The 22,493-nt window shown below is 28.7% G+C and carries 20 protein-coding genes and 1 pseudogene; 5 read left to right on the top strand and 16 right to left on the bottom strand.

The annotated features are described in order from the left end of the window. Complete coding sequence (locus tag OW729_RS08955) at positions 1 to 1,002, bottom strand: CotS family spore coat protein (protein WP_268061155.1); 1,002 nt, start codon at positions 1,000 to 1,002, stop codon at positions 1 to 3. Positions 1,003 to 1,127: 125 nt separating this feature from the next. Here OW729_RS08955 and OW729_RS08950 point away from each other — a divergent pair, with 125 nt between their 5' ends. Beyond that, positions 1,128 to 2,237 carry a glycosyltransferase family 4 protein gene (locus OW729_RS08950; protein ID WP_268061154.1) on the top strand — a complete coding sequence of 370 codons (1,110 nt, stop codon included), beginning with the start codon at positions 1,128 to 1,130 and terminating at the stop codon, positions 2,235 to 2,237. A gap of 140 nt (positions 2,238 to 2,377) precedes the next feature. Here OW729_RS08950 and OW729_RS08945 read toward each other — a convergent pair whose 3' ends face one another. Together OW729_RS08945 and OW729_RS08940 are read right to left on the bottom strand one after the other, a co-directional pair. Next, on the bottom strand, positions 2,378 to 3,760 hold the full coding sequence (locus OW729_RS08945; RefSeq protein ID WP_268061153.1) for a radical SAM protein: 1,383 nt from the start codon (positions 3,758 to 3,760) through the stop codon (positions 2,378 to 2,380). A gap of 284 nt (positions 3,761 to 4,044) precedes the next feature. Then, entirely contained in the window at positions 4,045 to 4,791 is a 747-nt protein-coding gene (locus OW729_RS08940; RefSeq protein ID WP_268061152.1) for an ATP-binding protein, read from the bottom strand. A 129-nt stretch (positions 4,792 to 4,920) separates the two neighbouring features. Between OW729_RS08940 and OW729_RS08935 the strand changes: the two genes are divergently transcribed. Together OW729_RS08935 and OW729_RS08930 are read left to right on the top strand one after the other, a co-directional pair. After that, on the top strand, positions 4,921 to 5,598 hold the full coding sequence (locus tag OW729_RS08935; RefSeq protein ID WP_268061151.1) for a Crp/Fnr family transcriptional regulator: 678 nt from the start codon (positions 4,921 to 4,923) through the stop codon (positions 5,596 to 5,598). 131 nt (positions 5,599 to 5,729) lie between these two features. Continuing rightward, positions 5,730 to 8,498 (top strand): calcium-translocating P-type ATPase, PMCA-type, encoded by a 2,769-nt coding sequence (locus OW729_RS08930; RefSeq protein ID WP_268061150.1) that lies wholly within the window; start codon positions 5,730 to 5,732, stop codon positions 8,496 to 8,498. Between the two features lie 1,006 nt (positions 8,499 to 9,504). Here the strand turns inward: OW729_RS08930 and OW729_RS08925 are convergent. Beyond that, positions 9,505 to 10,353, bottom strand: coding sequence for a 3-hydroxybutyryl-CoA dehydrogenase (locus OW729_RS08925; protein ID WP_268061319.1), 849 nt, complete (start codon positions 10,351 to 10,353; stop codon positions 9,505 to 9,507). A 503-nt stretch (positions 10,354 to 10,856) separates the two neighbouring features. Between OW729_RS08925 and OW729_RS08920 the strand changes: the two genes are divergently transcribed. After that, the gene (locus OW729_RS08920) at positions 10,857 to 12,284 is read left to right on the top strand and encodes a hypothetical protein (RefSeq protein ID WP_268061149.1); all 1,428 of its coding nucleotides are present in this window, start codon (positions 10,857 to 10,859) and stop codon (positions 12,282 to 12,284) included. Between the two features lie 84 nt (positions 12,285 to 12,368). Next, positions 12,369 to 13,121, top strand: coding sequence for a polysaccharide deacetylase family protein (locus tag OW729_RS08915; RefSeq protein WP_268061148.1), 753 nt, complete (start codon positions 12,369 to 12,371; stop codon positions 13,119 to 13,121). A gap of 112 nt (positions 13,122 to 13,233) precedes the next feature. Here OW729_RS08915 and OW729_RS08910 read toward each other — a convergent pair whose 3' ends face one another. The 12 genes and pseudogenes from OW729_RS08910 to OW729_RS08855 form a co-directional block, all read right to left on the bottom strand. Further along, positions 13,234 to 13,389 (bottom strand): hypothetical protein, encoded by a 156-nt coding sequence (locus OW729_RS08910; protein ID WP_268061147.1) that lies wholly within the window; start codon positions 13,387 to 13,389, stop codon positions 13,234 to 13,236. Positions 13,390 to 13,601: 212 nt separating this feature from the next. Further along, positions 13,602 to 14,084 carry a cyclic pyranopterin monophosphate synthase MoaC gene (gene moaC / locus OW729_RS08905; protein WP_268061146.1) on the bottom strand — a complete coding sequence of 161 codons (483 nt, stop codon included), beginning with the start codon at positions 14,082 to 14,084 and terminating at the stop codon, positions 13,602 to 13,604. 7 nt (positions 14,085 to 14,091) lie between these two features. Beyond that, entirely contained in the window at positions 14,092 to 15,054 is a 963-nt protein-coding gene (gene moaA, locus OW729_RS08900; protein ID WP_268061145.1) for a GTP 3',8-cyclase MoaA, read from the bottom strand. Between the two features lie 36 nt (positions 15,055 to 15,090). Further along, complete coding sequence (locus OW729_RS08895) at positions 15,091 to 15,579, bottom strand: MogA/MoaB family molybdenum cofactor biosynthesis protein (protein ID WP_268061144.1); 489 nt, start codon at positions 15,577 to 15,579, stop codon at positions 15,091 to 15,093. 42 nt (positions 15,580 to 15,621) lie between these two features. Next, positions 15,622 to 16,356: a Rossmann-like domain-containing protein gene (locus OW729_RS08890; RefSeq protein WP_268061143.1), complete on the bottom strand. Its 735-nt coding sequence runs from the start codon at positions 16,354 to 16,356 to the stop codon at positions 15,622 to 15,624. Between the two features lie 56 nt (positions 16,357 to 16,412). Then, a complete protein-coding gene (locus OW729_RS08885) occupies positions 16,413 to 17,150 on the bottom strand; it encodes an ABC transporter ATP-binding protein (RefSeq protein ID WP_268061142.1) in 738 nt (245 codons plus the stop codon). A 31-nt stretch (positions 17,151 to 17,181) separates the two neighbouring features. After that, a complete protein-coding gene (locus OW729_RS08880; RefSeq protein ID WP_268061141.1) occupies positions 17,182 to 17,985 on the bottom strand; it encodes an ABC transporter permease in 804 nt (267 codons plus the stop codon). A gap of 22 nt (positions 17,986 to 18,007) precedes the next feature. Beyond that, positions 18,008 to 18,838: a molybdate ABC transporter substrate-binding protein gene (gene modA, locus OW729_RS08875; protein ID WP_268061139.1), complete on the bottom strand. Its 831-nt coding sequence runs from the start codon at positions 18,836 to 18,838 to the stop codon at positions 18,008 to 18,010. 85 nt (positions 18,839 to 18,923) lie between these two features. Beyond that, positions 18,924 to 19,943, bottom strand: coding sequence for a molybdopterin-binding protein (locus OW729_RS08870; protein WP_268061138.1), 1,020 nt, complete (start codon positions 19,941 to 19,943; stop codon positions 18,924 to 18,926). 223 nt (positions 19,944 to 20,166) lie between these two features. Further along, positions 20,167 to 21,078 carry a DMT family transporter gene (locus tag OW729_RS08865; protein ID WP_268061137.1) on the bottom strand — a complete coding sequence of 304 codons (912 nt, stop codon included), beginning with the start codon at positions 21,076 to 21,078 and terminating at the stop codon, positions 20,167 to 20,169. 190 nt (positions 21,079 to 21,268) lie between these two features. Further along, positions 21,269 to 22,219 carry a carbamate kinase gene (gene arcC / locus OW729_RS08860; RefSeq protein WP_268061136.1) on the bottom strand — a complete coding sequence of 317 codons (951 nt, stop codon included), beginning with the start codon at positions 22,217 to 22,219 and terminating at the stop codon, positions 21,269 to 21,271. 63 nt (positions 22,220 to 22,282) lie between these two features. After that, positions 22,283 to 22,493: pseudogene (locus tag OW729_RS08855) on the bottom strand (ornithine carbamoyltransferase); the annotation flags it as partial.

Raw genomic sequence — 22,493 nt, 5'->3', positions numbered from 1 at the left:
TCAACCCCTCCACTTAAACGAATTTATAAATTCCTCTTTTTCTTCCCTATCTTCAATATATTTTTCAAGCTTATTTAAAAAGAACTCTTCACCCCAATCCTTATTTTCCCAATAATATTGTATTCCTCTTTGCCAATAGTCTTGTGGAAATTCCATAAATGCTTTCATTATTGGGATATGATTAACTTTAACAGAGTTTATAGAATTATACGTTTCTATTATTTCTATTGCATTCTCTCTAGTCCATTTTCCATATTTCATCCTCCTTATAAGAAGACTAGATAAGTCATGCATATAAGTATCTAAAATGCAGTAGTCAAAATCAATAATATTAATATTGTTATTATTATCAATTAAAACATTATGATTTGCATAATCATGGTGGCAAAATCCTCTATCCTTTATTTCCTCTTTCATTTCATATATATAATCACTCTTTATTAAATTTTCAATTGCTCTATCAGCTCTTTCTAGTTCCTCTTTCATTATGCTTAAATAAATCTCATCAAACTTTGATCTTTTTTCTTTTTTATAAATTCTATTTTTGAAATCTAATATTTCATTCTTACGTGTTTTATATGTTTGTATCCATGTAAGCCATCCTATTCTTGGATTCATTTGCTTAGTTATATAGAATCCTCTGCTCTTTTTATGGAGCTTAGCTAACTCTAAAGTGGCAATCCTTACGTCTAAAGGATTATCATAGTTACAAACTCTTGCATTAAGCCACTCAGTTAAATAGGCATAGTTTTCTCCAAATTTTACGTATTCAGAACTATCATTAGTCTTAATTAATTGCAGAACATTCTCAAATCCATTTTCTCTTAAGTGTTTTATTGCACTAATTATAAAAAGGAAGTGTCCAAAATCATATCTTATAACCTTAAGACAAAACTGATTATTTCCTGAGCTAATTTTATACACATTTTTTATTTTTTCTATAAAATCAACATCTAAATTATATTTATTTTCCACTAACCTTTTTACTTCATCCGCATTCAAGTAGCACTCCTCCAAAAACTTTTTCTCTTTTTAGTATATGAATATATTTTTAGTGTGTGAATATCACATTTTCGTATGATGCTTAATATTTATAATGTATAGGGACTTGTTAAGGAGAGGATGAAATGAAAGTTGCAATTGATGCTAGAGGTATCAATTGGTATGGTGGTACTGGAATTGGTACTTATACAGAGAATATTGTAAAGAATTTAATAGATATATATAATAATGATTATTTTAGGCTTTATTGGTCCGGACAAAAATTTCAAGCCTTTAAAAAGAAAAATTCTGATATAGTTATGACCGCTAATAAACACCATAGATTCTTTGAACAAACTTATTTTCCACATGATTTAAAAAGAGAAAATATAGATATATACCATGTACCTCAAAATGGAATAGGATTAAATGAAGAAGTTGCTTGTAAAAAAGTCATCACTATTCATGATTTAATTCCATATATAATGCCTGAAACTGTAGGCAGAGGATACTTGCTTAAATTTTTAAAAGAGGTATCTAGTTTAGTACAAAATGTAGACGGAATTATAACTGTTTCTGAATACTCCAAGAAAGATATACTTAAATTTTTTCCTATAGATGAAAAAAAAATATTTGTAACGCCTTTAGCAGCTGACAGTATATATACTCCTTTAGCTAAAGAAGTATGCTCGGATTATCTAAATAAAAACTACAACATAACAACTCCTTTTATATTATATATCGGTGGCTTTAGTTCTAGGAAAAATGTAATTTCTCTTATAAATTCCTTTGTAAAAATAAGTAATAATTTTGATAAAGACTACTCTTTAGTTATTGTTGGTGCTCAGAAAGACTTAGGAAAATCTTTATGTAATAAATATTTAGATTATTCAAAAATAATATTCACTGGGTTTGTACCTTTAAATGAACTTCCTATTTTTTATAGTGGTTGTGAAGTTTTTGTATATCCTTCACTTTATGAAGGGTTTGGACTACCACCGCTTGAAGCTATGAGTTGCGGGGCCCCTGTTATAACATCTAACATAACATCTATTCCTGAAGTTGTTAAAGATAGTGGAATATTAATTAATCCTTATGATGAAAATGAGCTATCTAATTCAATAGAAAAAGTATTATCCAATAAATCCTTTAGACAATCCTTAGCAGAAAAAGGGATTAAACGTTCTTCTTATTTCTCTTGGGAAAAAACAGCTATAGAAACCTTTAATGCTTACAAGGCGATATGCCAACTATAGATATATGTATTTGACTGATTTTATAGAATTTTTATAGATAAAAACAAAGAAACAAATGAAATATATACTTTTCATTTGTTTCTTATTTTTTATTTAATTTAAAGATTAGTAACTAATAAAGTGTATCACACTTTATTTTATCATCCTCTAGAAAATGCATCATTGCCTTTTTCATCATACATTTCTTTCCATGCCTTATCTGCATAAGGTTCCCATTCATCTGCAATTTTCTGAATATTAGTTTTAAATTTTTCATCGCAAAGCATAGTTTCTCCACCCTCATCTGTTGGCTTAGCTCCAACCTTTTTACATACTTCTCTAACTACACTCGGATTATCAATCATCATACAAGGTCTTAGCATATTTTTATTATAAGGCTGTTTATGTCTTAACTCTTTAAAGAAAGGATCTCTAAACACTTCTATTAAATGTTTATTTTTTATATTTTGAGTTGCAAAATGAGCAAATATACAAGGTTCGCAATCTCCATGAACATTTATATGGAAGAAGAATTTTCCAGCAATACATCCTCCAACAAATGGAGCATCATTAAAGAAATCCATTGTAAAGTACGGTTTTGTTTTTCTAATTTCATGGGTTCTTTTACCAAGATATATCCTTTGTTCAGGAGTCAACATTAAGTCATAATCAGGATCCTTAGTTCCACATGGCATAAATAAGAAATACCAATTCACTTTTGAACCTTTTTCTATTAATTTATCAACAAATCTATCAGATAAAACTGAATCTATGTTTAATCTAGTAACTGCTGTAGAAACTCCAAATAAAACTCCTTTTTCATTTAGTAAATCCATAGCATGCATAACCTTTTTATATGCACCTTTTCCTCTTCTTGCATCTGTTTCTTCTTCCTCACCTTCTACTGAAAGCATCGGTATTACATTTCCTAAATCTTTAATTCTATTGGCAAGTTCCTCATCTATTAATGTTCCATTAGTAAACGGTGAAAACATCATATCTGGATATTTTTCATAGATATCCAACATTTCTTTATAAAAGAAAGGCTCTCCTCCTAGAACTATAACCCAGTATATACCTAAATCTCTTGCCTCACTAATTATTCTATCAACTTCCTCTATTGGCATTCTAGGTTGATTTAACAAATCTGCCGCATAACATCCCTTACATCTTAAATTACACTGCATAGTTGGACTTATAAGCATAGTAAATGGTATCTTTGTATCTTCTTCATCTAAATATTTTGACCTCTTAGAACCTGCATACCAGTTAGCATTTGCAAAGAAATTAGTGACTAATTTCTTTAAACACTTCTTATCTGATTTTCCTAAAATATTATGAACAAGCTCCTTGGTTGCAGGTTGAGTATCATAATACTTATGAACTGCCTCTATCTGTTCCAATTGATGCTTATCTTTTGTAATCTTTTTTAGTAATTCAAAGATCCTTTCTACATTTTTTTCTGGATTTTTTTCAATAATCTCTACTACAGAATTCATAATTTTTTGCTTAACATTCTTTTCTAAGGTGTCCTTTACACTCATTATAATTCCCCCCAATAATTACTAAAATTATAAATAAAAAGTATAATACCTTCTTAAAAACTTTAATTACATTATATTCCTATATGACTTAAAGTCAACATTCTGCTATTCTTATTTACAAAGTATTAATAAACTTTTCTTTTTACAATAAAAAAAAGTAACTCAGAAGGGATTATGTAGCATTTTTTACCCTTAAGAGCTGTTTTTTTAATATAACTCAACGTTTAGAATAATATTAGAATATATCGGGCGTTTTTCTACATTTAAACTATATCTTCTACAACTTAAATTTCTTTTATAATTTTTCCATCTGTATCAATTATAACTTCACTATAAGGAACAATTACATTTGATTCTAACATTGCTCTCTTTACTGAGTTAACAATTCCTGTACAACATGGTACTGACATTCTAACAACTTTTATACTTCTTATATTATTGCTACTTAAAATCTCTATAAATTTTTCTTTGTAATATTCATTGTCGTCTAATTTAGGACATCCTACCATTGTAATACGTCCTTTTATAAAATCTTTATGGAAGTCAGCATAAGCATAAGCAGTACAATCTGCTGCAATTAATAAGTCTGCATTTTCTAAATATGATGCTCTTCCATTAATCAATTTAATTTGAACAGGCCATTGTCTTAATTCAGATTCTGTTTTATATTCATCTAGTGGATTTTCTTTTGCAACTATAATATTGCCTTCTTCATTTTGTCTACTACTTCTTTGTATCATCTTTGCCATAGTTCCAGGACATCCACAAGCTAAAGAATCTTGCTTTTTCTTACTTTCTTCTATTCTTCTTTTAACAGCCTCTTCATTATAACCTTCTGCCTCTCTTTCTATAATTTTTATAGCATCTGTAGGACATGCAGGAAGACAGTCTCCTAATCCATCACAATATTGATCTGATACAAGCTTAGCCTTTCCATTAATAAGTTCTATAGCCCCCTCATGACATGCTTTTACACAAAGTCCACATCCATTACATTTGTTTTCATCTATTGAAATTATTTTTCTCTTCATTTATATAGTCCTCCTTTAATAATATTCATTAATACACAATCATATAACCAATTGTTGATTTTATTATACTAATACTATTATAATAAATATGTAACATAAGTTACGAAATAAATTATTAAGGAGATTATTATGAATTCTTTAATAAGTAATTTAAAACTATGTCCTTTATTTTCCCAATTTAAAAAAGAAGAAATTAGTGATATATTATTAAATACAAACCACAAAATTTCTTCTTTTCACGAAAACCAAATTATAGCTTTTGAAGGAGATCCAGCTGAAAGTATCGGCATTATTTTAGATGGAGGAATTGATGTTCAAAAAACTTTTCCTTCTGGTAAAACTGTTACTATAAGTAGTATATCCATTGGAGGAATATTTGGAGAAGTCATTATCTTTTCAAATCACAAAAAATATCCATCTACTATAATTGCTACAAAAAAATCGACAATAATTTTTATATCTCAATATGAAATATTAAATTTATGTACTAATAATAAGCATTTTTTAAATAAATTTATGGGATTACTCTCTACTAAAATACTTATGCTTAATAATAAAGTTAAAAACTTATCTTATGGAACTATTAGAGAAAAATTATCTAGTTTTCTTATTGACGAGTATAAAAAACAAAAAAACCTAGTAATAAACATGAATTTTTCTAGACAAGAACTGGCAGATCAATTTGCTATAACTAGGCCCTCCCTCTCTAGAGAACTAATTAAAATGAGAGATGAAAATTTAATTAAATTTACTAAAAAAACTATAACTATCGTTGACTTAGAATCTTTGGAAGAATGTTTATTTTAATAATAACTTTTATAAAAAAGTTAATATCTTTTTTACAAAAGTTATTATATTTACACATATTATTTTATGATATAATGGATTTACTTTTATTATAGTTATATAAAATATAAATTTAGGAAAAGGTGGATGTTATGAAGTACTTTAATGAAAAAAGTTCTGAAGTACTGGATAATTTAAATGTTACTTCCAGTACAGGATTATCGACTTCTGAGGCCAAATCTAGGCTTGAAAAGTATGGTCCTAATGAATTTACACAACAAGAAAAAGGTTCTTTATGGGACAGTATTAAAGAAGCATTAACTGAACCGATGATGGTTATTCTTCTAGCAGCAGCACTAATTAGTGCTTTAATTGGAGAAGTTCACGATGCTATTGGAATTGTTTGCGCTGTAGCTATAGGTATAACTATAGGTATTATAACAGAAGGGAAATCACAAAAAGCTGCTGAGGCACTTTCAAAAATGACTGAAAATATAGAAGTAAAAGTGCTTCGTAATGGAAATGTAATGCAAATAAATAAAAGCGACTTGGTTCCAGGAGATATAGTTTTCATCGAAATGGGTGACATGGTTCCAGCTGACGGAAGATTAATTGAAAGTATTGATTTAAAAATTAGAGAAGACATGCTTACTGGAGAATCTGATGATGTAAGCAAAAACTCAGATGCTATTATTGAAATGGAAAAAATAGATTCAAAAGGAACAACAATTGTACAAGACCCTATACCAGCTAAACAAATAAATATGGTATTTGGAGGTACATTGGTTGCTTATGGTAGAGGTAAGTTAGTAGTTACAGCTACTGGAGACAACTCTGAAATGGGTAAAATAGCAAGCAACCTTCAAGAAAGTGATGTAGAAACACCTCTTCAAGTTAAACTTGGAGACCTAGGTGGAAAAATTTCCAAGATATCTAGTGCTATAGCAGCTATATTATTTATAGTTATGCTTGTTAAAATGATTTTAGCACACACATTGTCTATTGATACTTCTGGTATTTTACCATTCTTAAATTCTATAGAACCTATTAAAACAGCTTTTGTTGTCTGTGTTGCATTAATTGTTGCTGCAGTTCCTGAAGGACTTCCAACAATGATTAATATGACCCTTGCAATAACTATGCAAAAGATGGCTAAAATTAACGCCCTTGTTACAAAAAAAGAGGCTTGTGAGACTATAGGTTCAGTAAGTGTTATATGTTCAGATAAAACAGGTACGCTTACACAAAATAGAATGACGGTAGAAAAAGTTTATCTTAACGGTAAGTTTGTTGAAAGAGAAGAACTTAGTGACAGAAGTAATTACTTCATTGATAACTGTTTAATTAACTCTACTGCAGATTTAGAAATAACTGAAGGAGAAATTAAATATTTAGGTAGTGCTACAGAAGGAGCTCTTCTTCTTTACAATAACTCTTATGACTATGCTAAAGAAAGAGACAATGCAAATATAATACACCAAATCCCTTTTACTTCAAAACGTAAAAGAATGAGCACTATAATTAATGGAGCTGAAAGCTGTACAGTTCTTACAAAAGGTGCACCAGAAGTTGTATTAGACTTATGTAGATACGAGCATGTTAACAATAATATTGTTGAATTAACAGAAGAAAGAAAACAAGAAATACTTAATGATATTGAAGGACTTCAAAGAAAGTCTATGCGTGTTCTTGGATTCTCTTATAGAAGTATTAATGAAGAAGTTGCCGTGACATCAGAAGAAATTGCTATTGAGAACGACTTAGTATTTACTGGTTTTGTTGGAATAAAGGATCCATTAAGACCAGAAGTTAAAGAAGCCGTTGAAATTGCTAAAAAAGCTGGAGTATCTACAAAAATGCTTACTGGTGATAACATAAATACAGCTATTGCCATTGGAGAAGATCTTGGTCTTCTTGAAGGTGGTCTAAGAGCCGTTGAAGCTAGCTATATAGATACTTTATCTAATGATGAATTAAAGAATGAATTAAAAACCATAGCTATAGTTGCTCGTTCAAAACCAGATACTAAAATGAAAATTGTACAAGCATTACAGGAAGATGGCGAAGTTGTTGCAGTTACAGGAGATGGCATAAACGATGCCCCTGCTTTAACTAAAGCTGATGTTGGTATAGCAATGGGTATAGCAGGAACAGAAGTTAGTAAAAATGCTGCTGATATCATCTTAACTGATGATAGTTTTGGTACTATAGTTAAAGGTATTAAATGGGGCCGTGGAATCTATGAAAATTTCCAAAGATTTATTCAGTTCCAGATTACAGTTAACATTGTAGCTTTCTTAACTGCTATTTTATCTGTTATATTTGATTTTGAAATGCCTTTTACAACTATACAGTTATTATGGGTGAATATCATAATGGATGGTCCTCCTGCTTTATCTCTTGGACTTGAACCTGTTCGTAATGCAGTTTTAAATAGAAAACCAACAAATAGAAATTCAAGTATAATAACTAGTACAATGCTTAAATCTATGATATTAAATGCCGTATATATTACAGCGGTAATTATGATACAAATGGTATTCAATCCACTTGGAGCTGAAATTCCAGCAAAAGGATTTAAAGGTCCAAATGAAATGGAAACAGTACTATTTGCACTATTTGCATTCAATGCTTTATTTAATGCTTTCAATTGTAGAGAATTTGGTTCAGACAGTATTTTCCCTTACTTTAAGGATAATACTATAGCATTAAAAATAATTGGAGTTACTGCTGTAGTTCAAATATTTATTACAGAAGTATTTTCAGGATTCTTTAATGCTGTATCACTAAGCCCTATTATGTGGGTTAAAATAATAATTGCTTCCTCTTTAGTAATTATTATAAATGAAGTAATTAAACTTATACTTAGAATGTTTAAAAAAGATTCTAATATGTCATCATCACAAAACACTGCAGCGTAATAGAAAAATGTTGCGTCGCAACATTTTTCTAGGAGTTAGGTACTAGGTACTAGTAGAGGTTGATTTTCTTCCTGATGTCAGAAAATCCTTGGATTAAGTAAAAGAATAAGCTCATAATGAAAATTTAATTTTCTATTATGAGCTTTGTTTTTGCCTTAAACAAAAGAGCTGGTAAGCTCTTAAAAGCGATAGCTTATGGGAGTTATCTCTTAACTTAAGATTAAAAGATAGTTGCTATAAAATACTGAATAAACATACATACTACCGCTAAAAGTCTGAAAAAACGGTTTAGTTTAAAGATTTTCTGACGTTAGGAGGAAAATCATCCTTTATGCATGTTAAACTGTATTAATTATAAAAAATCAAGGCATAGGAATAAGATTTTCTTATATATGTAGTTAGCCGATTAAACTTTAAAGTAGCAATTAGAAGTACTTAAGGTGTAGAATTCTAAAAATCTGTAATTGCAGGAATGGACTCCTGCAGCCGAACTGCGTCATGGATGACGCATAGTGAGGGTAGGATTTTTAGAAGGCTACTCCTTTAGTACTTCTTTGCGTGCTGAAGGTTTAATGGATAACTACATATATTTAGAAAAATCTATTTCTATGCCGTTATTCATTACGTCATAACATTATTCTATTAAGTATGGATTATGCATTAATGATGTTGAGAATAAATAAAGATATTCCTTTTGTACATACTCCATATAAACAAGCCGTTCATAAGAAATTAAAGAGAATTATAAGTTCCTTATATTTCTTCAACTTTCTCCTCGTGTAATTAAATAAACTTCTAAAATTATATTATCATGTTTCAAAATATTATTTATAGTTTACTGAACTTTAAAATTTATAAAACTTCAAAATAAAAAGTCCGCAGAATTATCTGTAGACTTTTTACCGTTCTATAAAATTTCCCCAAATTTTATATTACATACTTTTGAATTAGACTATCTATATTACATTTATAAACCTTTTAATTAAATTCTTTAGCTCTTATAACATTATTTTGAATAATCAAAGAATCCTTTTCCAGTTTTTCTTCCTAGCCATCCAGCTCTAACATATTTTCTTAATAATGAATGTGCTCTATATTTTGTGTCTCCTGTTTCTTTAAATAATACATCCATTATAGCAAGACATACATCTAATCCTATAAGATCTCCTAAAGCTAATGGTCCCATTGGATGATTTGCTCCAAGTTTCATAGCCTTGTCTATATCTTCTGCTGAAGCTATTCCTTCTGCTAATATACCAACACCTTCATTAATCATAGGTATTAATATTCTATTTACAACAAATCCAGGTGCTTCTGAAACTTCTACTGGGTCTTTTCCTATCTCTTGAGATAATTCTTTAACTTTATCAAATGTTTCTTGTGAAGTTGCCATACCTCTTATAACTTCAATAAGTTTCATAACTGGTGCTGGGTTAAAGAAATGCATTCCTATTACTTTATCTGGTCTATTTGTTGCTGCCGCTATCTCTGTAATTGAAAGTGATGATGTATTTGAAGCAAGTATAGTTTCTGCTTTACAAATCTTATCTAGTTGTCCAAAAATCTCTTTTTTGATTTCCATATTTTCTATTGCTGCTTCTATAACTAAATCGCAATCAGCTGCCATATTAAGGTCAACTGTTCCTGTTAGTTTAGAAAGAATTTCTTCTTTTTTACTTTCTTCCATCTTACCCTTTGTTACTAATTTTGATAGGTTTTTATTTATTGTGTTTAAACCTTTTTCAACAAATTCATTTTTTATATCTCTTAATATAACCTCATGTCCTTTTACAGCAAACACTTGAGCTATTCCAGAACCCATAGTTCCTGCTCCTAATACATATACTTTCATTATAAATTCCTCCCCATCATTTTTGTTATTTTTTTAACGTTATTTTTTTAACTATTTAAGGTAAAAATTCCCCTTGTGCACAAGAATTAAATTTAATTATTAGATGTTTATTTGAATATATACCTTATATATAAATTTGAAATACAAATTCTATATGTTTTTTAAGGTATATTTACCAAATAAGTACTTGTTTTCTATAATTATATCACCTTCTTATAAATTTTTCAAATATTTATACAAATTTTTTTGATTTTTTATAAATAACTTTATTGATAAATTTTAAACAAATTGTTGTGCCACTAATATATATTTATTATATATTAAAGAAAAAATGCCTATTTCTGTTACCATTATGTAAATAAATTCACCACAAAATGTACTATACTCTATATTGTTGAAGAAATCATCATACCCTTCCTTAACTTTCACTAAAAAATCTATAGATTTTAGTATGAGTAGACATTAAAATAAAATAATTTTATAAATTTATAAAGGACTGATTTATTATGAAAAAAAAACTATTAACCTCATCTCTGATTGTTATTACTATATTAATAGTTTGTACATTCTTATTTAACCATAAACTAGATACCAAAACAGGTACAGTACTAAATACTAATAAAAGTAAAGTAAATAACAATAGCCCTAAAACTATACCTAAAAAACCTGAAATACATGTACCAAAAGAAGCTTTAAATCATGATAATCCATCTTTATCTAGCGAAAGTAAAGACTTAAGAAAATTTCCTTATCCTTATAAATCAATGTTATCTATCTGCTCTGATATTGATGACGCTACTATTGAAGAATTTAAACTTTATCATAAGTTTTTAAATACACAAGAAGATACTCCATATGGTAAAGGTATAGGATTAGATATAGGTGATTCTTTTTGGATGTACATGGCAGACGATATGAATTTTAAAGTAGATAAAGAAAATCATGGTGTTGATCACATTATGACCTTTTTTAAAGGGATTGATCCAACTAAAAAATATAAAGCAAACGAAATAATTAATTATATAAATTGTGGCTGGATAGACAGTATACATTCTTTTGGAGATTTTTCTACAAATACAGAGAAGAATACAAAATTCCAAAGAGATCTTGCAATAAAAGCTTTAGAAGCTCTTAAAAATTCTAATTCAAATGTATCTGTATGGATAAATCATGGCAATAGAGCTAATAAACAGAACTTCGGATCAGGTGATTTATCTGAATTTATGAGTTATCAAGAAGGCGATAAAAAAGGGTCTAATTACTATCATACTGATCTTACTTTAAAAAATAATATTAAATATGTGTGGAATTCTCTAAATGATACAACATTTGGATTTAATTATCCAATATTCCAAATCAATTTAAGAGATGGACAAAAAGTATGGGGTTTTTCTAGACATACAAATTACATAAAAGATAAAAAAATTGATTGGACTTGGACTCCTAAGCACCTTCATAGGCAACTTACTAAAAATAACTTAGATAATATAGTCAACAAAAATCAATATTCTATAGTAGCTCAACATTTCGGAGTTTCTACAGAAGATTTATTTGAAAAGAAAAATGTAAAAGCATTAAAACGTCTAAAAAATTACCAAGATAATGGTAAAATTTTAATCGCGAAAACATCTAGATTATTAAATTATGCTAATGTTCAAAAGCATCTAGTTTACAAAAAAATAAATGTAAATAATAAAACTTATATTAATATATTATCAGTAAAAGATCCTATATTTGGAACTTTCATTCCAACTTTAAATGATATTAAGGGTATAACATTTTATTGCGAAAATCCAAATAATACTATACTTCTTTTAAATGATAAAGTAATCCCCGAAGAAAACATTCAGACGAATCATAAGGACAAGCATGGTAAAGCAAGTATCTCTTTAAAATGGTTTAACTTTGATTATAAAGACTATACAAAGCAATAATATTAACAATATTTTATACAGGCATCTTGCCTGTATATTTTTTTATTAATTGTTAACAATACTACTGAAAGTTAGGTGACTATTATGCTTAAAGACTTAAAGAAAAGAAATTTTTTACTTTTTATAGTTTGTTTTATCCTATTAATTACATCCACATATATAACTACTAAATTATTTTTTAAAAGATCTATAGAAAGTTCATATATTACAAATACCTCTAACAAAAAATGTGTCTATTTAACTATAGACGATGGCCCTTGCCCTGTTGTAACTGATGCAATACTAGATGTACTAAATGAGTACGATATTAAAGGTACATTTTTTGTTGTAGGTAAAGAAATAGATGGAAGAGAAGAGATTTTAAATAGAATTTATAAGGAAGGTCACAGTATAGGACTACATACTTATAGTCATAACTTTAAAAAAATATACTCTAGTGAAAATACTTTCATAGATGAAATGTTACAAACTCAAAATAAAGTAAAAAAAATTACAGGTTATACTTCTACCATTATTAGATTTCCAGGAGGAAGTTCCGGTCACCTAAATAAAACATATCTTGAAAACCTTCATAATCATGGTTTTAAAATATATGATTGGAATGTTAATTTAGGAGATGGTGTAGATCCTAATATTCCTGTAAAAAAATTATTTGATAATGGTAAACAATATAAAGATGATTATTCCAGAATAATCATCCTTATGCATTGTAATTTTAACAACAAAAATACAGTTAAAGCATTACCTTTAATAATTGATTATTATAAAGATTTAGGATACGAATTTAAAGCTATTTCAGAAGACACTAAAGAATATCATTATAGGTTAAAAAAATAAACTCTACTTTAATAAGTTACTACATGCTTCATAAACAAAAATAATTTATAAATCAAACTAAAAAGATAGGCATAGTGCAATGCCTATCTTTTTAGTTTGATTTACTGCTCTTTTAATATCCTTTTTTCTTTGCTTCTATTCCACTTTCATTTATCCCTGGTTCTTTTACTGTTGTATTCAATTTATTTTTAGCCCATTGATTTTGAGTTTTTACTCCATTAATAAGAACATTTTCTTTATTCCATCTCTTACCATGGTTTTTTTTCATACTATCACTCCTTGAATACTATATATTCATTCTTTAATAGTATGGCTGCAACTGACTGTGAGTAATCATTGAATATACTTGATATTCAACCATTATTTCTATAGATTTTAATTTTTTCTATCATAATTTTATGTATTTATTTTAAATAAGTACATATAATATTATTAAATTTTTTTAGTAATTACAAATTTATATTTTAAATTTAATATTGTTTATTTTCTTATAAATTCTCCTGATTTACCACCAGTTTTTTTAAGAAGTTTTATATCTGAAACAACCATTTCTCTATCTATAGCCTTACACATATCATATATAGTCAGTGCTGCTACTGAAACAGCAGTAAGAGCTTCCATCTCTACTCCAGTTTGTCCAGTAGTTTTAGCTTCAGCTATTATATCTATTTTTAAATTTTCTTCGTCAAATTTAAAATTAATATCACAACCCGAGAGCATAATAGAATGGCACATCGGAATTATACTAGGAGTATTTTTTGCTCCCATTATTCCTCCTACTTGAGCTACTGAAAGAACATCTCCTTTTTTTATGCTTCCATCTTTAACCCTTTGTAAAGTTTCCTTTTTCATATATATACTTGCACAGGCTATTCCTACTCTTTTGGTTTTATCTTTATCGCTGACATCCACCATTCTGGCTCTTCCTTCTTTATTTATATGAGTAAGTTCTCTTTCGTCCATACCACTTCTAACCTCCTATTTGAAACATCATTCTTTCTGTTTCACTTCTTTTGTTTAATTCCATATTATGTTCTTCTGGCTTGCTTAATATAGCTTCTCTTATTTTTGAAGTAAGAAGAACTTCATTGTCTATATATTCTTTAATACTTATTTCTTCTTGGGAATGTAAACAAGGTTTTATCATCCCCTCTGAAGTAAGCCTTATCTTGTTACAATCTTTGCAAAACTTGCAGCTTAAAGGGCTAATGAATCCTATTCGTCCCCTAGCATTTCTTAGTTTATATGACTCAGCTGTACTGATACCTTTATTCTTAATTCTAATAAGCATAGGAAATCTTTCTAAAACTTCTTCTGATGTCATAAGTGAATTTTTATAAAATTTAACTCCCTCTCCTATAGGCATAAGTTCAATAAACCTTACATCTATAGGTAACTTCTTTGTCAAATTTATAAAATCTCCTATCTCATCATCATTTATACCTTTCAAAAGCACTACATTTATTTTTAAAGGAGTCATTCCAAGACATAAACATTTATCAATGGCTTTCAATACCTTATTTATGTCTCCATTTCTTGTTATCTTTTTAAATCTATATTCTCTTAATGTATCAAGACTTATATTCACTCTTTTAAGCCCTGCATTTTTCAATTCTCCTGCCATATCTTCAAGAAGTACTCCATTAGTAGTTATAGCTATATCCTTAATACCATGTATTCTCCCTGTATTATAAATAAGTTTATCAATATCTTTAACTATAAGAGGCTCTCCACCAGTATACCTTATTTTTTTTATTCCTAAACTTGCTGCTATTCTTACAAATTTAATTATTTCCTCATTACTCATCTTTTTTCTACAACATTTTTTTTCTACATCTTCTTTCTCAGGCATACAATAAATACATTTTAGATTACATTTATCTGTCAATGAAACCCTTAGATATTCTATTCTTCTTCCATAATTATCTACCATAATTAAAGCCCCCTTAAATAGTTTAATAATTTAATACTATCTTGCACACTCAGAAGCTTCTCCTTTTAATATTTCAATTCCATGCTTAAGTGCGGGCATTACTGCTTGAAGATTTTCAACTGCTCCTTTTGGACTTCCTGGTAAATTTATGATAAGAGTTTTATTTCTTATACCAGCTACTGCTCTCGATAACATTGCTTTAGGGGTAATCTTTAAAGAGTTTAATCTCATAGCCTCTGGTATTCCTGGCACTTGTTTTTTTATTACCTTAATTGTAGCCTCTGGCGTAATATCTCTTTTTGAAAAACCTGTTCCCCCATTTGTTAATATAAGATCAACTTTTAAATCATCACTGGCCTTTATTAACTCTTCTACAATCTCATCCATTTCATCTGGAATAATATTATAGTATTCTACTTTATATTTTTCTTTTTCTAGCAACTGTTTTAAAACTGCACCTGTTTCATCTATTCTTTCTCCTTTTGATCCTTTATCACTAATCGTTAAAATCGCTGTTCTTATCATATGTTCACCTCTCTCATATTAATAATTTTATTAAAATATTACTCAATCACTACATGGACAAAATCTATGTAAATTCATTAATTTAGCAGCCCCCGCTATGGTTGTCCCAAAAAATATAACTGGTTTTTCATTAAAAAACTTTCTAATAGTATCATTTGCAACAGTACTTCCTGTTGCCATAATAATATCGCACCAATTTAGCACATCTTCTGTTTTTTCTTCAGCATTTTCTACTTCAACTCCAAACTTTATCTTACCTATTTTTCCCTTATCAAGATCCACAACTCTAATATTAAAGTTTTGTGAAAGTCTTTCAAGCATTGCTGGTTGAAGTCCTATAAGAGCTATTTTAGGATTTCCGTAATTTTCTTTTATGTATTCCACAAGTTTCTTGGCACATCCTTCTGGTTCCTCATCTTTGCAATGTACACTTCTATCTATTATCTTCAAATATTTACAAACTGCATTTAAAGTTGCTATCAAAACTGCTCTATCAAAATTTGTATTTATAGGTTTATTTATTATTTCTAAAATCGTTCCAGAAAACCCTCCAGGCATATCCGTAAATGCTTGTCCTTTTTCTCCTTTAAATTCAGCTTGTATGAGCTTTTCCCTGCCTTTAATTATTGGATAATCTCTTCTTACTGGGTTACCTATTGCCTCTTCAGTAGTAAGAATTCTACCTTTTATATTTATTTCTTCATTTAAAAGATTATTTTTCTTTACAATATCTTTAAACTTCTCTAATAACTCCTCATAAAAATCACAACTGCTCATATTATCATCCCCCTATAAACTAAAGTAAAACTCCACCTTTTAAATCATACAATCCCTTACTTAACAAATTCCATTGTATTATTAAATATGCTTTTCATACCAATAAATTTAGCAACAAAAGTAGAATTAGGTTTTTTAAAGATTTCTTGTGGTGTGCCAACTTGTACTATAGTTCCCTCATTCATTACAGCTATCCTATCTGCTAAATATATAGCCTCATTAAAATCATGAGTCACATGTATAACTGTATTCTTCCTACTTTGATGTATATTTTTTAACATATAAATAAATTCTTCCTTTGTTTGTGGATCTAAAGAACTTAATGGTTCATCCATTAAAAGTATTTTTGGTGATGTAATAAGTGCTCTAGCTATAGCAACCCTTTGTTGTTCCCCTCCACTTAAGGTCAAAGGTCGTCTATTTATTAAATGAGCTATTTTAAACATAGAAACTACTTCATTTAATTTTTGTATAATTTCATTCTTTGGAAGCTTTTTTTGCTTTAACCCAAAAATTATATTATCTTTAACTGATAGATGAGGAAATAGAACATAATCTTGATATACAAATCCAATTTGTCTGTTTTCAGGATATTCCTTACATAAATCTACCTCATTAAAATAAATACTTCCTTCATTTGGTTTATATACTCCTGCTAACGTCTCTAAAACAATACTTTTTCCTGTCCCTGTAGGGCCTAATATTATAAAATATTCTCCTTGAGCTATTTGAAGATTTATATCTTTAAGCTCAAAGTTACCTAATTTTTTATGTAGATGTTCAATTTTTAACATTTTCTCCTCCTTTTAATATTATCTAAAAATTCTAAAGTACTTCTTTGCTTCCTAAAAGTTCAAAAATAACTAAAGATAGCACAGAAATTATTATAAGTATAGTAGCAACAGATAATGCCGCTTCTAAATCCCCACAAGATAAATTTAGATATAAAGATACTGGAAGAGTTTCTGTTTTCATTCTAGTAGCACCTGCAATCATAAGTACAGCTCCAAATGCTCCTAATGCCCTTGCCCATGTTATAACTATACTTGCAGTTAATCCATTTTTAGCTAATGGAAGGGTAACTTTAAAAAAAGATTGAGCTCTAGAACATCCTAAAGTCCTAGACACAAATTCCATTCTCGGATCTATGTCTCCTATAGTAGACTTTAAAATTCTTATCATATAAGGAACATTTATAAAAAATTGAGCCAATATTATACCTTTTTGGGTGAAAACAAAACTTAATCCTAAATTATCAAGATATTCTCCAAATGCTGTACTACTAAAGAGAATAAGTAAAGCAATCCCGGCAACATTAGGAGGAAGAGCCATGGGTATGTCTATTATAGTATTAATTATTCTCTTTCCCCAAAAATCAAACCGAACTAAACAATATGCTATTGGAACTGCAAACAATATACAAAATACTGTAGAAATAATAGAGGTGTATATACTTAACCTCAATGCAAACCTAATTTCTGGACTTTCAAAACTTGTTCTTAAATTTGGAAACCCTTTAATTAAAACTATACCTATAGATGATATTATCAATCCTAGCAAAAAAGCTGTAAGCACAGAAATGATTCCTACAAATATTATGTTGCATGAATTATTAAGCTTTTTTCTCATGTTAACAGTCCCCTTAGTTGTTTCATTCTATAGTTTTTAATCCATATTTCTTAAAAATATCTTTTCCTTCACTAGACACAACAAAATCAACAAACTTTTTAGACAGTTCCTTATCTTGAGAACTATTAAGGACACAAGCTGGTATAGTACTTATAGCACTTTTAGCTTTTGGGATTTGAATAGCTTTTATATCTTTTGCATTAAAAGCATTCTCCTCCCATATAACAGATGCATCTCCTTTTTTCATTTTTAAATCAACTACAATTTCATTGGCTGTAGCTGTTGTAACCACTACATTTTTCTTAACCTTGTCGTATAATTTATTTTTTCCTAATACTTTTTTTGAAATTTTCCCTACAGCTGTTGATTCATTGCCTAGTATAACCTTAACTCCTTCTTTTCCTAAATCCTCTAATTGTTTTATATTTTTAGGATTCTCTTTTGGAACTGCTATAACTGGTACGTGGTAAGCAACATCTTTTTTGTAATCTGATAATTTTTTTTCTTTTACCACTTCATAATAATTAAGTGAACCCGGAATATATACATCACCTTTTTTACTTACTTGTATTTGACTTAAATTTTGCTGGCAAGCTCCATATGTATACTTAATTTCAACTCCATATTTTTGTTGGAATTTATTTCCTAATTCATCCATAGGTTTTCTTAATGCCGCACCACAATAAACAAGTAAAGATTTATTTTCTTGTTTTGGTTTTTCTTCTTTGTTGTTTGACACCTGTTTTGTTTCAGATTGATTATTTTCTTGCTTTTGATTTCCACAACCAATCAAAGAAATAGCTCCAAAAATTATAACTAATAAAACAACAAGACATTTTTTAAGTTTAAACATTTAAACACCTCTTCTTTCCTAAATTATTAATTTTTACAATAAATTATATTACCTTAACAATTGCCAACTTAAAATTTCAAAACGTTTACTTACCAAATGAACAGATTGGGTATGTACACTTTTTACACATTAAACATAGTCCACCATGAGCTAAAGAAGTTACATCTTTCTTTTTCAACTTTTCTCCAGCTAAAACTCTTGGAAAAACCAAATCGAAAGATGTAGTCTTAAAATACATTCCAGCTCCTGGTATTCCAAATATAGCTACATCTCCACAATACGCCAACATAAGCATATTTCCTGGTAGTGCGGGTACTCCATATGAAACTACTTTATCTGAAACATTTTTTATAGCTATAGGAGTAACATCATCCGCATCTACTGACATACCTCCTGTTGCTAACACCACTTCTGCCCCATCTTTTATTAGATTTTTTATTCCCTCTTCTATTTTTTCTCTGTCATCTGGAGCATAAAGTACATCTATAAGCTTGCACCCATAATAATTAATTTTTTCCTTTAAAACTGGTGCAAACTTGTCCTCTATTCTTCCCTCATACACTTCTGTCCCTGTTATAATAACGCCTATTTTTAAGGACTTTATCTCTTTTATACTAACTACTTTTCCCATCACCTTGCATATTTCTTCTACTTTCTCAATTTTGCTTTTTTCTATAACTAAAGGTATTGCTCTTGTTGCAGCAACAGACTGATTTTTATTAACTAATGTATTATTATGAAGTGTTGCTAAAGTCAATGCCCCTATATCATTAATAGCATCTAAGGCATCTAAATTTATTTTAAGAACTCCTCTTTCTTTAGCTTTTAACTGAATTTTTCCTTCTGATGGTCCTTGTAGTTCTATTCCATGTCCTGCTGAAGCATCAGCAATTCTCTCAGCAGCCTCATTTTCATGTAATTCATTCTCTGATAACGCTATAGTATTAATGTGATTCTTTCCCATACTCTTTAAAATTTCTATATCTTCTTTTTTTATAATGTACCCTTTTCTAAAAGCAGGGCCTTTACACTCACCTGGTACAATCTTAGTTAAATCATGTACTAATACTGTACCAACTGCATCTTCTACTCTAATCTTTTTCATTTTAATATCACCTCTTCTAAAAGTATTTATTTAAAATTATAAAAATTTTATAATTTTAGACAATTTGAGATAATCATTAGATATAGTTATAAAATTTAAGGTTATTTATTACAATTTATTAGTATTATAGCCTATTTTTGTGAAATTTTCAATATACTTGTTTTTTATTGTTACTATATGTAAATTATTGTAATGTTTTTAGCTTTTCTATTTTAAAACTATTCTATTTAAATCTTATGACATAATTTTCTTTTTTATTTTTAGTAATGTACATACCCACAAAAATAATTACTGTTCCAATTATCTTTATGACACCAAAAGTTTCTCCTATAAATATATATCCTACAATTATAGTAAATACTGGAGCCATATTATTATATAAAGAAGTTCTTATGCTTCCAATTTTTTTCACACACCAAATCCATAAGACATTTCCTATTCCCATAGAAATTGCCCCTGAAAAAACATTACTTAACCATCCTGTTGTAGAAACTGATTTCCAATCAAATCCTATTATGCTATTAAAATTTATTATTAAAAAAAGTATAGTAGCTATAGATATAAATGAAGCTGTAACTTGAATATTTGAATATTTTTGTACTAATGGTTTTGAAAATATCGTATAATATCCTAACGCTAACTGACCTATTACAAGGAATATTCCACCCTTTATATCTTGATAAGAAATTCTTAATTGATTTCCTGAACCCAAAATTATAAAAAATACTCCTATAAAAGATAGAATAATACCAAAAATCATTTTTTTTGTTGCCCTCTCAATATTAAAAATTTTATTCAATAAAGCCACACTAATAGGTAACATACCAACTATTAATGATGTATTTCCTGCTGTAGTATTTTTAATACCTATAATAAATCCTACTTGATATATAAAGTATCCAAAAACACCTAGATATAATAATTCTTTTAAGTCTTTTTTATCCATCTTTTTATATGCTTTAGAAATATATAGAATTATCCAACAAGATACGCTAGCAATTACCATTCTCATTGTATTAAAGGGCAAAGGTGGTATATATCTCATCCCTATTTTAACTACAACAGGGTTCACTCCCCATAAAAAAGCAACAAATATTAATATAAAATCAACGTAAGTAATTTTTATTTTTTTCATACTCTCACCTCTACCGTCACTTCTCTGCTTGTATCATTTTAAATAAATTGGTTATTTAGTATATTTTATACATATATAAAAACAACTGTTGAAATTCAACAGTTATTTTTATATATAATTATTGAATTTTGCAACTAAAATATAATTAATTTACATTCAACCTTTTTAATACTTATAGTTTAAATTACTTTTATACATTTACTATTCTTGTACCTGTTAAACCTTTTATAGCATTCTTAGCATTTTCAAGTGAAGCTATTAATGCAATTTTGTTTTGTCCAAATTCAACAAATTTTTTAGCAGCTTCAACTTTTGGAAGCATACTTCCTGGCGCAAATTGACCTTCTTTTATATACTTTTCAACTTCTTGAAGATTAATTTCTGCTAATTCTTTTTGATCAGGTTTATTGAAATTTACACATACTCTATCTACAGCTGTTAATACCAATAACATATCTGCATTAATTATTTCTGCTAATTTTTCTGCTGCAAAATCTTTATCTATAACAGCTGATACACCTTTAATCTCAGTATCTTCATCTATTACTGGCACACCACCTCCACCACAGGATATAGTAACTATTCCTGCATCTAGCATAGACTTGATGGTATCCTTTTCAACTATATCTAATGGCTTTGGTGATGCTACAACTCTTCTATATCCTCTGCCTGCATCTTCTTTCATTACATACCCATTTTCTTCTGCAAGCTTTTCTGCTTCTTCTTTTGAATAAAATGATCCAATTGGTTTAGTTGGATTTTCAAATCCAGAATCATTTTTATCAACTAAAACTTGAGTTATAACTGTACCTACAGGTTTATTTATATTTCTTTTTCTTAATTCTCCTTCTATAGAATTTTGTAGATGATACCCTATATATCCTTGAGAATAGGCTCCACAAACGTCGAAAGGCATCAATTTATTTACCACTGAGTTGAATTTATGTCCCCCTTCTATAGAGCTTAGTATTTGTCCAACCTGTGGGCCATTTCCATGTACAACTGCTACTGTATGTCCTTCTTGTATTAAATCAACTATAGCCTTAGCCGTTTCTTTACAAGTTATTAATTGACTTTCTGCAGATGCATCTTTTGGATTTGCTTGAAGAGCATTTCCTCCTAATGCCAAAACTATTTTCATTAAATATTCCCCCTGTTATTCAAATATACTTTTTAGTAAGCAATTACCAACAACTGGTTACTCTTATTTTCCGCCCATAGTAAGAGTCATAACAGCTTTTGCTGTATGAATTCTATTTTCTGCTTCATCATAAATTACTGAATGTGATCCATCTATTACTGAATCTTCTACTTCATTATTTCTGTCTGCTGGAAGTGCATGCATGTATATTGAAGTTGGATTTGTAAGTGCCATCATTTTTTCTGTACATTTCCATCCTTTATATGATTCTAAT

It is taken from the genome of Clostridium brassicae, assembly GCF_026738875.1.
GTDB classification, from domain to species: Bacteria; Bacillota; Clostridia; order Clostridiales; family Clostridiaceae; genus Clostridium_H; species Clostridium_H brassicae.
This window is presented reverse-complemented; position numbering and strand designations above follow the sequence as displayed.